Origin of the sequence: Pustulibacterium marinum (assembly GCF_900116665.1) — a bacterium.
Lineage (GTDB): Bacteria > Bacteroidota > Bacteroidia > Flavobacteriales > Flavobacteriaceae > Pustulibacterium > Pustulibacterium marinum.
Genome location: NZ_FPBK01000014.1, coordinates 79541 through 93668, shown reverse-complemented (window position 1 = coordinate 93668; position 14128 = coordinate 79541). Strand labels below are relative to the sequence as shown.

The following is a 14128-nucleotide window of genomic DNA, read 5'->3' as shown; positions in this document are numbered from 1 at the left end:
TTATGTAAATAACCAAAGATTTAAGGTGGTTATAGCAATGGGGCTCACCTCTTACCATTCCGAACAGAGTAGTTAAGCCCATTAGCGCAGATGGTACTGCCATCCGGTGGGAGAGTATGTCGCCGCCTTTTTTTAAAGCTCCTCATTCTATTTTTAGATTGAGGAGTTTTTTTTGTTTAGATACTTTATGAAGAAGCGTATAAAGATTTTTTCTTGGGTATTCTTAAACGTATATGAGATTTATAGAGGTTTTGAATGATGGTTATATTGAATTTGAACCTGCTACATTTGTTTAGACAGTGAGTTAAGATATTCGCATTAATTTATATCTTAGAAATTATGAAAGAAAGAAGACACTTTACTCGGGAGTTTAAAATTAATACGGTAGAGCTTAGCTATACACGTGATAACATCAAAGAGCTTGCACATGAGTTAAATGTGCGACCAGAGCTGATTTATCGTTGGCGTAGTGAGTTTACATCGCTTCAAGAACATAGTTTTCCTGGTAATGGTAAAGCTAAAATGACTGAAGAAGAAAGTGAACTAGCTCGTTTAAAAAAAGAACTTTCAGAGGTTAAAATGGAGTGCGATATTTTAAAAAAGGCGGTAGGCATCTTTTCCAAGAGCGATGGAAAAAATTTCAATTTATAAAGGCTCATAGCAGCAGTTTTCCCATTGAGAAGATGTGTAAAGTATTAAAAGTAAGTAGAATCGGGTATTATGCTTGGCTTAAAATAACTCCTTCTAAACGTAGCCTTGAAAACGATATGCTGATAGATAAAATACGTAAGATCTATCGTTTGCATAAAGGAATCTATGGTAGTCCTCGTATTACAAAAGAATTGCTTGCAAACCAAATTAGTATATCTAGGCCACGTGTAGCTCGTTTAATGCGCAAAGCTGGTCTTAAAAGCATTGTACAAAGAAAATTTGTAACTACTACCAATTCTAAGCATCATCATCCGGTAGCTGAAAATGTATTAAATAGAGATTTCCGAGCAGATAAAAAAGCACAAAAATGGGTGTTGGATATAACGTATATAAGAACTCGTCAAGGTTGGCTTTATTTAACGATTATCATGGATCTGGCAGATAGAAAAGTAATAGGATGGGCAACCAGTAAAACTATGGAAACTAAAAATACCATTGTCAGTGCATGGAAAATGGCCATAGCTAATAGACCTATCCATCAAGAATTAATTTTTCATTCAGATCAAGGTATTCAATATGCTTCTAACGAGTTTAGAAGTATTTTATCAGCAACAGGAAAAGTAACGCAAAGCATGAGTAGAAGAGGAAACTGTTGGGATAATGCCGTAGCAGAAAGCTTCTTCAAATCTTTAAAAACAGAATGGGTATATCATTACAAATACCAAACTAGAGATCAAGCCAGGCTATCGTTATTTGAATATATAGAAACGTATTATAACACCAGAAGAAGACATTCTAAATTAGGATACCTTACTCCTTTGGAATTTGAAATAAAATTAGACAACAATAATAGAATAGCGGCATGACTTAAGTAATTGTCTACTTTTTTGTTGCAAGTCCAATTATCTTCTAATATAGTTTTGTCTTTGGTCGCGTTTTTGATATTCTTTAGATAATCTATTAATCTATTTTAAATTAAATATGCTCCTTACTAATATATTTTCACGTACCAATCAAAATTTATACTATATCTAGAGTGAACGTTTTGGTTTTCGCGATATCTATATGTTTTATGATTTTTTTTAATTTAAACAACGAAGAGAGAAATAAGTTAGTTTTTTTATTGATAAATATAAAACGTTTTCGTTGATATATCTTTATTTTATATTTGCATATTTTTGCTTAATCATAATTTAACGTGGTAAAAATTTAATTTTTATATTGATTTTGTACGTATAAAGCTAATTTACTATATTTATGCAAAATTATTATATATGAAAATTGATGCTTGCCCAAATTGTGGTTCCAATCAGTACGTTAAAGCAGGAATCGTAAATGATCGTCAAAGATATAAATGTAAAAAATGTAATTATTATTTCACGGTAAATAAGTTAGGCAAACAAATAGATGATTACTATGTAAACAAAGCATTACAGTTATATTTAGAGGGTTTAACCTATAGGGAAATAGAACGTATTCTAGGTATTTCACATGTAACAATTATGAACTGGGTTAAAAAGTACAATATCAAAAGACCATATAATTCTGAATACCATCCTACATATAAGATTATCAATGGGTCTGAATTGTCAAACTATTTTAAAAATCCTGCAGTTTTGAAAGGTGCTGGGGTTATTATCACTGAGCTGGGTGATAAGTTTATGTTAATAAAATGGGAGCGTTTTAAGGATTAAATATATATAGTAAGCATTTATATATATAATTTTTTAATAAATCCTCAATTTATGTGAAGTTCGTACTGCACACAAAATCAGTTTAAAGTAGTACGATAAAATCTTTACACTATGAGGAAGCATCTTTTCTTATGGTTAGGAGTCTTTATGTATTCATCAGGACTTTTAGCTCAAGCCTCTCCTTATTACAAGGGAGGTTTAAAAGTAGATTTTGATGAAGATGGGAAAAAATATCTTCGAATTATTTCATGGGCTCAGTTTCACGCTGTCTATTCTGACGCAGAAGCTGCAAGCAACCCAAGTTTTAAAGTTAGACGAGCGAGGGTTCTTATGTTTTCACAAATCAATGAAAAATTCTTGATATTATCTCATTTTGGTCTCAATAGTTTATCTAGCACTACGATGAGTCCAACAGGAAAGGAAGAGGGATCTCAGCTTTTTTTTCATGATGTTTGGGCACAATACAAAATTTTACCAGATCACGTTATTGGTGGTGGTTTACACTACTTTAATGGTATATCAAGATTAAATAATCAAAGTACGCTAAATATGCTTACTCTTGATAACAATCGTCAATCTTGGTCTACATTGGGATTAGCAGATCAATTTGCGAGGCATGTAGGTGTATTTGCGAAAGGAAAATTCGGTAAATTACAATATCGCATAGCTATAAACGATGCTATTGTTAATAGTCTTGATACACGAGATGCTATGAACGGTGAGGCTGTATATGCAGGAACTCGTTTATTAGGTAGTAAGGAGGCTGGTAAAGTCTACGCAGGGTATATGGATTTTCATTTTCTTGATCAGGAGTCTAACTTTTTACCATTTAAGGTTGGAAGTTATCTAGGAGGTAAAAAAGTCTTCAATGTAGGAGCTGGTTTTTTTCTACATCCCCAAGGAGCTGCAATTTTGGATGGGGCAGAAATAAAAGGAGAAGATGTTAAAATATTAGCGGCTGATATTTTTTATGATACTCCGTTATCTGATAATGGAAGCGCTTTAACCGCTTATGGTGTTTTTCAATCAAACTTTTATGGAACCAATTATTTGTATAGCGCTTATGGTACTGGTAATATGATGTATGGTCATTTTGGGTATGTATTACCTGGAACTTTGGAAAAAATTAGATTTCAGCCTTATTTAGCTTATGCAGTAAATACTTATGACGCTGTAGATGATAATAGAACAGTATTTAGTTTGGGGACAAATACCTATTTGAGTGGAAACAATTCAAAACTTACTCTAGAATATCAACATCAAAAATTTGGTGATACAAAGCTTGGAACAGTAACACTTCAAGCAATGATTTATTTATAATTCTAACAATTTTCTAAAATGAAAAAAGACGAAAATGCAATAAAGTATTGGAAAGAGAATTTACGATATCTCGCAATACTGCTAGTGATTTGGTTTGTTGCCTCCTATGGCGCTGGAATACTCTTTAAGGATGAGTTAAATGAATTTACACTGGGTGGATTTAAATTAGGGTTTTGGTTTGCTCAACAAGGATCCATTTATGTGTTTGTAATCTTAATATTTGTTTATGTAAGACTCATGAACAAATTAGACGAAAAATACGGATATAACGAATAAGCAAAAGTAACTAACCTAAAAAAATGAAATTATGAGTGTACAATTATGGACTTGGATATTAGTAGGTGTAACTTTTGCACTGTATTTTGGAATCGCAATTTGGGCTAGAGCAGGTTCTACAAAAGACTTTTATGTAGCCGGGGGAGGAGTTTCTCCAATGGCAAACGGAATGGCAACAGCAGCAGATTGGATGAGTGCTGCATCTTTTATTTCAATGGCTGGTCTTATCTCATTTATGGGGTATGATGGTTCTGTTTACTTGATGGGTTGGACAGGTGGTTATGTTCTTTTGGCATTACTCTTAGCTCCATATCTTCGAAAGTTTGGAAAATTTACAGTTCCAGATTTTATAGGTGACCGATATTATTCTAATACGGCTCGTACCGTAGCGGTTATATGTGCCTTGTTGGTTTCGTTTACCTATGTAGCCGGGCAAATGCGTGGTGTTGGAATAGTTTTTTCACAATTTCTTCAGGTTGATATAAATCTTGGAGTTATCATAGGTATGGCCGTTGTGTTGGTCTTCGCTTTTCTGGGAGGTATGAAGGGAATTACATATACGCAAGTGGCGCAGTATTGTGTTTTGATGTTTGCATTTTTAGTTCCAGCTATATTTATTTCATTACAAATGACTGGAAACCCAATTCCTCAATTGGGAATGGGAGCTAAAGTTCAAGATGGGACATATTTACTAGAAAAATTAGATAATCTGCATACAGAACTTGGTTTTAAAGAATATACCAATGGTTCTAAATCAACTTGGGATGTCTTTGCCATAACATTGGCTTTAATGACAGGTACTGCTGGTTTACCACACGTAATTGTAAGGTTTTTTACGGTTCCAAAAGTAAAAGATGCCCGTAAGTCTGCTGGATTAGCATTATTGTTTATAGCATTTTTATACACTACAGCCCCAGCAGTTTCAGTATTTGCCAGAACTAATTTAATTGAAACGGTTAGAGATAAAGAATACACCGAAATGCCTGCTTGGTTCAAAAATTGGGAAAATACAGGATTAATTGCATGGACAGATAAAAACGAAGATGGAAAAATTCAATATGTAGCAGGAAATGCCTTGGATGGAAAAAAACCTGTTTTTGAAGAGACTAGAGGGAAATATGGGGAAAGAGTTTTAGCCAATCCTAGTGCTGAAGTAAATGAATTATATGTAGATAGAGATATCATGGTGCTTGCCAACCCAGAAATAGCAAAATTACCTAACTGGGTTATCGGGCTTGTAGCAGCAGGAGGATTGGCAGCGGCATTATCAACCGCAGCAGGTTTACTTTTAGTTATTTCTACATCGATTTCGCATGATTTGATTAAGAAACAAATTAAGCCAGATATTTCTGAAAAAGGTGAATTATTAGCTGCTCGTGCAGCAATTTTTGTAGCGATTGTAATTGCTGGGTACTTTGGAGTAAATCCTCCAGGATTTGTTGCTGCCGTCGTCGCCTTGGCCTTTGGTTTGGGAGCTGCTTCATTCTTCCCGGCAATTGTACTTGGGGTATTTGATAAAAGAATGAATAAAGAAGGAGCCATTGCAGGAATGATGGTGGGTATAGGTCTTATGTTATTTTACATGATTACATACAAAACTGGTTTGGTTGGATTAATGGATCCAAGACCATCAAGTGAATGGTGGTTTGGAACTTCTCCGGAAGGTTTTGGTACAGTGGCCATGATTGCCAATGTGGTGGTAGCACTTGTTATTTCTAGAGTGACAAAACCAACTCCAGCAGAAGTTCAAGATATCGTTGAAAATATTAGAATACCAAGTGGGGCAGGTGAAGCTCAGGCTCACTAATTGGTTTTATATATGTTGGGTTAAAACAGTGTTAGTCTTCTAACACTGTTTTTTTTATATTTAGCTCATGAAAAAAAGACACGAACAGAAATTGGTGGTACTATCTTTGGCACTAGCATTATTGCTAAATATGCCATTGATTTTAATTTTTAATGAAGACGGAGTAATTTTCGGTTTTCCTACGCTTTATTTTATCATTTTTTCTGTTTGGTTATTTTCCATAATCATTTCTTTCATCATTATTAAAAGGCATTATGAGTAATTATATTTTAATATGTATTATCATTTGCTATTTGGTAATGCTCTTTTTAATAGCGTTTTGGGCCGAAAAAAATGCAACTAGCAAATGGGTAAACAATCCTGTTGTGTACACGTTGTCACTTGGTGTGTTTTGTTCAGCATGGACGTATTATGGAAGTATTGGAGTTGCCGCAGATGAAGGTGCATCTTTCTTATCAACTTATTTAGGACCTGTAATTGCAGCTCCGCTATGGATTGTGGTTCTTCGGAAGATTATGCGTATTTCAAAACACCAAAAAATATCTTCTATTGCAGATTTTATGGCACTGAGGTACGGGAACAATCGTTTCATAGGAGCCTTGGTAACCATTACATGCCTTATCGCAATCGTACCTTATATTTCACTTCAGTTGAAGGCGGTTTCAGAAACATTCGAGATTTTGTCATTGGGCGCCGTTCCGCAGAAAACTAGTTTTCAATGGATAACGTTTTACGTGGCTGTTTTACTTGCAATTTTTGCTGCTTTTTTTGGAACACAAACTACAGATACTACAGATAAACACATTGGTATTGTTGCAACGGTAGCTTTTGAATCTATTCTAAAACTAGTTTTTTTCTTAGTAGTTGGTGTGTATGTTACTTATTTTCTGTTTGATGGAACTTCCGATATTTACAATCAATTTTCTAAAGTAGGCAACATAGAGAAACTCTCAACTTTTCCAGATATTTATGGAGGTTTCAATTGGTTTTATATGATTGTTATTTCGTTTGTAGCGGTGTTTTTATTACCAAGACAGTTTCAAATGATGGTTGTTGAAAATGATAGAGAACGCTATTTGAAATATGCTATATGGATGTTTCCATTATATTTATTATTGTTCAATATTTTTGTGATTTTCATTGCCTGGGGTGGCAATTTGTCTTTTGAAGATTTTGTGAATCCTGAATATTACACATTACTTCTTCCTATTAAGAATGGCAATAAAGTGCTTTCTTTGTTAGTTTTTTTGGGCGGATTCTCAGCAGTTATTTCTATGGTAGTTGTGGCTACTTTAGCGTTGGCAACTATGTTGAGTAATAATATCATTATACCTTACGGATATTTAGATTATTTCAGAGAAAGAGGAACCGAAAAAAATAACAAACTCATTAAAAACATTCGTAGGTTTTCTATTTTCATGTTGATTATGGGAGCCTACGTTTTCTATATCAATTTCTCGAGGGAACTTTCATTATTCTCAATAGGGTATATTTCTTTTGTACTGATTGCACAACTTGCTCCATCATTTTTTATAGGGTTGTATTGGAATCGTGGAGCGGCAAGAGGAGCTATAGCAGGAATTATTGTAGGAGTTTTTATTACATGTTACTCTTTGGTACTTCCGTTTACATTAGAAGCCATTTTGCACAATAGTAATTTTACAGATTTTGGTCCATTCGGAATAAAATTATTAAAACCTCATGAGCTTTTTGGTCTCGATTTTCTAAACCCTATTTCTCATGCATTCTTTTGGAGTATGTTTTTCAATTTGATCACCTATTTGTCCATGTCTTTAATAGGGAAAGGAAATTACAGGGAGCGAAATTATGCTGAAATGTTTGTACGAAGCCAAAATTATGGTCATTTGCAAGAAGGCGCTTACGTTTGGCGTGGTGTAGCTTATATTTCGGATATTAAGAAAATTCTAGAAAGATTTTTAGGAAACAGAAAAACAGAAGAAGTTTTAGATAGTTTCTTTGTGAAGTACAACATACCAAAAGACGCGGTAATGGCCGATGCCAAACTGATTAATTTTTCTGAAAGATTGCTTACCGGTAGTTTGGGGAGTGCTTCTGCTAAAATTTTGATTAGTAGTGTAGTAAAGGAAGAACCAGTGAGTCTTCCGGAAGTACTTCAAATTCTGGAAGAAAGTAAAGAAACTATTTCTAGAAATAAATTTCTTCGGGAAAAATCAGATCAATTAACAAAACTTACAGCAGAATTGAAATCTGCCAATGAAGAATTGATATTTCAGGATAAACAAAAAGATGAATTTTTAGATACCGTGGCACACGAACTCAAAACTCCTATCACAGCTATAAAAGCTTCGGCAGAAATAGTGCTGGACGATGAGGAAATGCCAGATGCTATAAGAGCCCAATTTTTAAATAATATCGTTGAAGATTCTGAACGCTTATCAAGATTAATTCATAATATTCTGGATATAGAAAAACTAGCATCTGGAAGAGAAAAAGTAGAAAAAGCAGATACAGATATAGCACACGTTATTGATGAAGCAGTCCATTTAGTAATGGGAGAGGTTTTACTAAAGAAAATTACTATTAATAATAGAGTTGATTCTCAGGTTATTAGTGTAGATGAAGACAGAATTGTACAAGTTTTTACCAATTTATTGTCAAATGCTATTAAATTTGTAGAAGAATCAACGGGAAAAATCGATATCTTTTCAGAGCATACATCAGAACATTTGATCATTTGCGTTATAGATAATGGAAAAGGTATTCCTGACGAAGATTTTAATTATATATTTGATAAGTTTTATCAATCAAAGCATCAAAATACTAAGAAACCACAGGGGAGTGGTTTTGGATTAGCTATTTGTAAGCACATTGTGGAAAGCCACGGCGGAACTATAAAAGCTATTAAACCTATAGAAAAAGGTGCTAAATTTGTAGTTAAACTACCAAAATGAAAAAGATTTTAATAGTAGACGACGAGCCAAATATTGTAATGTCTTTGGAATATACACTAAAAAAGAATAAATTTGAGGTGTACATTGCTAGAGATGGTGGTGAAGCTTTGGAGCTATTAAAAACCAAAACTCCCGATCTTGTGTTGTTAGATATAATGATGCCACAGGTTGACGGTTATGAAACTTTAAAGCGAATACGTTTGGAAGAAAAATTGAATAATACAAAAGTTGTTTTTCTTTCAGCAAAAAATAAAGCATCAGACATAGAAAAAGGTTTGGCATTAGGTGCAGCCAAGTATATAACAAAGCCTTTTTCAATAAAGAAAATAGTTTCTGATATTAACGAACTGCTCGATTAAATTGGTTTTGTGTGCAAACTAAACCATTGTTTAATTTAAGTTAGTTTTATAATGAAAATCAGACTTAATGCATTAGCTTCAGACATTATTATTAGTGTCTATGTAGCTGTTACGCTTTTGTTACGTGTTAACTACGAAACACAAATTACAGTAGATCCTTTAACTTCTATTCTTATAGGTTTGTCGTTTATGATAATACTTTGGGTTTTTATTAAACTGAAAGTATTAAACCCTAATTGGTTTGGTTTATTTAAATATAAACAATCTTCATCTTAAATATTTAAGGTTGAATTAATGAATCTGTAAGCAAGCTCTTAAAAACATTAAAAAACGAAAACGTATGAGTAATTATCACATTAAGCATTTAGAAGAATATTTTCAAGTCTATAGAAAATCAGTACGTAATCCTGAAAATTTTTGGGAGGAAGTGGCTGAAGAGCATTTTCTTTGGCGCAAACGTTGGGATAACGTTTTAAGTTGGGATTTTAAAAAACCTGAAGTTAAATGGTTTGAAGGCGCCGAACTAAATATTACTGAAAATTGTATAGATCGCCATTTAAGAACTCGCGGAGATAAAACAGCTATTTTGTTTGAGCCCAACAATCCCGATGAACCTGCTCAACATATTTCGTATCAGCAGTTGTATGAGCGTGTCAATCAAATGGCAAATGTGCTCAAGTCACAAGGAATAGAAAAAGGAGATCGTGTATGTATTTACCTGCCTATGATTCCTGAGCTTGCCATTGCATTATTAGCCTGTGCACGTATTGGTGCTATACATTCTGTAGTTTTTGCAGGTTTTTCAAGTAAAGCTTTAGCCACCAGAATTAACGATGCTTCTTGTAAAATGCTGATTACTTCCGATGGTTCCTATAGAGGTTCTAAAACTTTAGACCTAAAAGCCATTGTAGACGGAGCTTTAGAATCTTGTGAATCTATAGAAACAGTATTGGTGGCTGAAAGAACAAAGAACAAGATCCATATGAAAGAAGGAAGAGATCTTTGGTTACAGCCTTTGTTAGACGATGCTGAAGTAAAATGTTCTGCTGAACCTATGAAAGCAGAAGATCCACTCTTCATTTTATATACTTCCGGATCTACGGGAAGACCAAAAGGAATGGTGCACACCACAGCAGGTTATATGGTGTACACAGCATATACCTTCAAAAATATTTTTCAATACCGTGAAACAGATGTGTATTGGTGTACAGCAGATATTGGTTGGATTACAGGACACAGCTACATTGTCTACGGTCCGTTAGCAAACGGAGCTACTACCGTAATGTTTGAAGGTGTACCAAGTTATCCTGATTTTAGTAGATTCTGGGAAATTGTAGAAAAACATCAAATTACCCATTTATATACGGCGCCAACGGCCATTCGTGCATTGGCTAAGGAGAATATCGAATATGTAGAACGTCATGATTTGTCTTCTTTGAAAGTGTTAGGTTCTGTAGGAGAGCCAATTAATGAGGAAGCTTGGCACTGGTACAACGATAATATTGGTAAAAAACAGAGTCCAATTGTAGATACTTGGTGGCAAACAGAAACCGGTGGAATTATGATTTCACCTATTCCGTTTGTAACCCCTACAAAACCAACGTATGCAACGCTTCCATTTATAGGAATTCAGCCTGCTTTGATGGATGAAGAAGGAAAAGAGATCAAAGGAAATCAGGTAGATGGTCGTTTGTGTATCAAATTCCCTTGGCCTTCTATGGCAAGAACCATTTGGGGCGATCATGACAGGTATCGCGATACCTATTTTTCAGCCTATGAAAACAAGTATTTTACAGGTGATGGCGCTATGCGAGATGAAGTTGGTTATTACCGAATCACTGGTAGAGTGGATGATGTAATTATTGTTTCCGGACATAATTTAGGAACTGCACCTATAGAAGATGCTATCAACGAACATCCAGCAGTAGCAGAATCTGCCATTGTAGGTTTCCCACATGATGTAAAAGGAAATGCGTTGTACGGTTATGTAATGTTGAAAGAATTTGGTGAAACGCGTAATCAAGATAACTTACGCAAAGAGATCAATCAGCAGATTACTGATAAGGTTGGACCAATAGCCAAATTAGATAAAATTCAGTTTGTGAATGGTTTGCCGAAAACCAGATCTGGAAAAATTATGCGTAGAATTTTAAGAAAAATAGCAAGTAAAGATACAAGCAACTTAGGTGATACAAGTACGTTGTTGAATCCTGAGGTTGTGCAAGAAATTATGGATAATGCTCTATAATGTGATGTTAGGTTTTTAGTTAGTTAGTAAAAGCGCTCCTCAATGGGAGCGCTTTTCATATTATAAAATATCTTTTATGTTTTCCGGTGGACGGCCCACAACAGCTTTATTGCCATTAATGACGATAGGTCGTTCAATTAACTTTGGATTTTCAACCATAATGGTTACCAATTCATCATCAGTAAATTCTTTGCCTTTAAAGTTCTCTTTCCAAATGGCTTCTTTGGTTCTGATCAACTCCATTGGCTGCATTCCTAGCTTTTTCAGAATACCTTTCAATTCATTTTCTGTAGGAACATCGTTCAGATATTTTACAATTTCAAAATCTTGTCCCGAAGCCTCTACAAGTTGTAATCCTTCTCTAGATTTTCCACAGCGTGGGTTGTGATATATGGTTATCATAGGCTATTAATTGTCTTCTTCTTTTTGTCCCATCATCATCAAGAATCCTTTTAAAAATTCATCAATGTTTCCGTTCATAACGCCGTCTACATCGGTAGACTCTATGCTGGTTCGTACATCTTTTACCAATTTGTAAGGATGCATTACATAGTTACGAATTTGCGATCCCCATTCAATTTTCATTTTCCCGGCTTCAATATCTGCACGGGCTTCCATACGTTTTTTCAATTCGATCTCGTACAACTGCGAACGTAGCATTTGCATAGCTCTGTCACGGTTATCGTGCTGAGAACGTGTTTCGGAACATGAAATCTGAATACCTGTTGGTTTGTGCACCAACTGTACTTTAGTTTCTACCTTATTTACATTTTGTCCTCCCGCACCGCTAGAACGTGCCGTGGTAATTTCAATATCTGCTGGATTGATATCAATTTCAATGGTATCATCTACCAACGGATATACGTACACCGAAGAGAACGATGTATGGCGTTTTCCGTTACTGTCAAAAGGCGAAATACGCACCAAACGGTGAACACCGTTTTCTCCTTTTAAATATCCAAAGGCAAAATCACCTTCAATTTCCAAGGTTACGGTTTTAATTCCGGCTACATCACCTTCTTGATGGTTCAGCTCTTTAACTTTAAATCCGTTTTTTTCGCACCACATTAAATACATACGCATTAACATGGATGACCAATCACAACTTTCGGTACCGCCGGCACCTGCTGTAATTTGTAACACGGCACTCATTTCGTCACCTTCTTCTGAAAGCATGTTACGGAACTCAATATCTTCAATATGTGTTACAGTTTGCTGGTATTGAGTTTCCACATCTTCGGCATCGGCTTCCCCTTCTTTATAAAATTCATAGAAAACTTCGAGCTCGCCAATCATGGTTTTGGCTTTTTCATAGTCTTCTACCCATTTCTTTTTACCGCGAAGCACTTTCATAATCGCTTCGGCTTCTTTGGGTTTGTCCCAAAAATCGGGTGCAAATGTCTTTTCTTCTTCGTTCTGAATTTCGATTAGTTTGGCATCAATGTCAAAGATACCTCCTTAACGCACCAAGGCGCTCCACTAAGTCTTTCACTTGTTCAGTTGTGACCATAAATTTGTATTTAATTTAGCCAAAGGTAATGCAAAAATTGTGGTTTTTGTAGCTAGGACTTTTGATAGTATTGTTACAATTATAACTTTTTATGAGGAGAGTGTATAAATATCTGTTTGAATATGCTATTATTGTTATGTAAGTGTTTGATTTATAGAGCGAATGTAAATAGTTTTAGAAACATTTTTTAGCATTTGAATGTTTTTTAAATTTGCCGCTTAATTTTTCAATCCAACACAACACATGAAAATTAACTTAATTAGCGATACTGTCACCAAACCAACTTCTGGTATGTTCGATGCGATGATGAAGGCAGAGGTAGGCGATGATATGTATAGAGAAGACCCAACAACCATTGCGCTAGAAGAGAAAATAGCCGATATGTTTGGGATGGAAGCTGCTATGTTTTTTCCTAGTGGAACCATGGCCAACCAAACAGCTATTAAACTACATACCAATCCGGGCGATCAGTTGATCTGTGATAAAGACGGACATATCTTTCATTACGAAAGCGGTGGAGTAAGTTTTAACAGCGGTGTATCGTGTCGTATGGTGGATGGAAACCGCGGTGTTATCTCTGCTGAACAAGTAGAGGAGGTGATTAACGATCCTAATTCATTTCACAGTCCGTATACTTCATTGGTATCTTTAGAAAATACTTCGAACAAAGGGGGCGGAACTTGCTATGATTTTGAAGAGATCTTAAAGATTAAAGCAGTTTGCGATCGTCATAACTTAAAACTTCACTTAGACGGAGCTCGTTTATGGAATGCTATGGTGGCTAAGAACGAAACTCCTCAACAATACGGAGAAGTATTCGATAGTATTTCGGTATGTTTGAGTAAAGGATTGGGTTGTCCGGTAGGTTCTGTTTTAATGGGAACCAAGGAGTTTATCAACAGAGCTTTCCGCGTTCGTAAATTATTGGGTGGAGCTATGCGCCAGATTGGGTATGTAACTGCAGCGGGAATTTATGCGTTAGACAACCATATAGAGCGTTTAGCAGACGATCACCAGAGAGCACAAGAGATTTCAACCTTGTTGCAGTCGTTCCCTTATGTAAAGTCGGTAACTCCGGTAGAGACAAACATTGTGATTTTTGAATTAGATAAACAAGTGATTTCTCATTTAGATTATATTGAGCTATTACAAGAAAAAGGTATTTCCATTAGTACTATGGGACCTAAATTGCGTATTGTTACCCATTTAGATTATACTGCTAAGATGCATCAGTATTTCTTAGAAACGGTAAAGAATCTTGATATTTCGGTATCGGTTTAGTTTTCAGAACTAGATAAATATAGTTAAAAGCCTGAGTGTCTGCTCAGGC

At 35.1% G+C, this 14128-nt stretch carries 12 protein-coding genes and 1 rRNA gene; 11 read left to right on the top strand and 2 right to left on the bottom strand.

Going from position 1 to position 14128, the window contains the following annotated elements:
* Positions 1–21 precede the first annotated feature (21 nt).
* The 10 genes from rrf to acs all read left to right on the top strand — a co-directional run bounded on the left by rrf (position 22) and on the right by acs (position 11288).
* Positions 22–131, top strand: a 5S ribosomal RNA gene (rrf, locus tag BM383_RS15765).
* A gap of 208 nt (positions 132–339) precedes the next feature.
* Positions 340–1517 (top strand): IS3 family transposase gene (locus BM383_RS15760; protein WP_093026109.1). Its coding sequence is split into 2 segments (ribosomal slippage): positions 340–595 and positions 595–1517, totalling 1179 coding nucleotides; the frame shifts between segments, so codons are not numbered across the junction.
* 408 nt (positions 1518–1925) lie between these two features.
* Positions 1926–2345, top strand: coding sequence for an IS1/IS1595 family N-terminal zinc-binding domain-containing protein (locus BM383_RS15755; protein ID WP_093026108.1), 420 nt, complete (start codon positions 1926–1928; stop codon positions 2343–2345).
* Between the two features lie 111 nt (positions 2346–2456).
* On the top strand, positions 2457–3665 hold the full coding sequence (locus tag BM383_RS15750) for a hypothetical protein (protein ID WP_093026107.1): 1209 nt from the start codon (positions 2457–2459) through the stop codon (positions 3663–3665).
* Positions 3666–3683: 18 nt separating this feature from the next.
* Positions 3684–3941, top strand: coding sequence for a DUF4212 domain-containing protein (locus tag BM383_RS15745; protein ID WP_093026106.1), 258 nt, complete (start codon positions 3684–3686; stop codon positions 3939–3941).
* Between the two features lie 31 nt (positions 3942–3972).
* On the top strand, positions 3973–5748 hold the full coding sequence (locus BM383_RS15740; RefSeq protein WP_093026105.1) for a sodium:solute symporter family protein: 1776 nt from the start codon (positions 3973–3975) through the stop codon (positions 5746–5748).
* 67 nt (positions 5749–5815) lie between these two features.
* Positions 5816–6010, top strand: a complete 195-nt coding sequence (locus BM383_RS15735) for a hypothetical protein (RefSeq protein WP_093026104.1) — start codon at positions 5816–5818, stop codon at positions 6008–6010.
* A complete protein-coding gene (locus BM383_RS15730; RefSeq protein ID WP_093026103.1) occupies positions 6003–8681 on the top strand; it encodes a sensor histidine kinase in 2679 nt (892 codons plus the stop codon). The genes BM383_RS15735 and BM383_RS15730 overlap by 8 nt, the downstream gene beginning before the upstream one ends.
* Positions 8678–9040 carry a response regulator transcription factor gene (locus BM383_RS15725; protein ID WP_093026102.1) on the top strand — a complete coding sequence of 121 codons (363 nt, stop codon included), beginning with the start codon at positions 8678–8680 and terminating at the stop codon, positions 9038–9040. The genes BM383_RS15730 and BM383_RS15725 overlap by 4 nt, the downstream gene beginning before the upstream one ends.
* A 322-nt stretch (positions 9041–9362) precedes the next feature.
* On the top strand, positions 9363–11288 hold the full coding sequence (gene acs, locus BM383_RS15715) for an acetate--CoA ligase (protein ID WP_262501742.1): 1926 nt from the start codon (positions 9363–9365) through the stop codon (positions 11286–11288).
* A gap of 60 nt (positions 11289–11348) precedes the next feature.
* Here acs and arsC read toward each other — a convergent pair whose 3' ends face one another.
* Together arsC and prfB are read right to left on the bottom strand one after the other, a co-directional pair.
* Entirely contained in the window at positions 11349–11690 is a 342-nt protein-coding gene (arsC, locus tag BM383_RS15710; protein WP_093026099.1) for an arsenate reductase (glutaredoxin), read from the bottom strand.
* A 6-nt stretch (positions 11691–11696) separates the two neighbouring features.
* Positions 11697–12798, bottom strand: a protein-coding gene (gene prfB, locus BM383_RS15705) for a peptide chain release factor 2 (protein ID WP_143106444.1) whose coding sequence is annotated in 2 segments (ribosomal slippage) — positions 11697–12734 and positions 12736–12798 — 1101 coding nt in all. Because the reading frame shifts where the segments join, the coding sequence is not laid out codon by codon here.
* 243 nt (positions 12799–13041) lie between these two features.
* On the opposite strand from prfB, the gene BM383_RS15700 reads away from it, so the two are divergent.
* Positions 13042–14079, top strand: coding sequence for a threonine aldolase family protein (locus tag BM383_RS15700; protein ID WP_093026097.1), 1038 nt, complete (start codon positions 13042–13044; stop codon positions 14077–14079).
* The last annotated feature ends 49 nt before the right edge of the window (positions 14080–14128 follow it).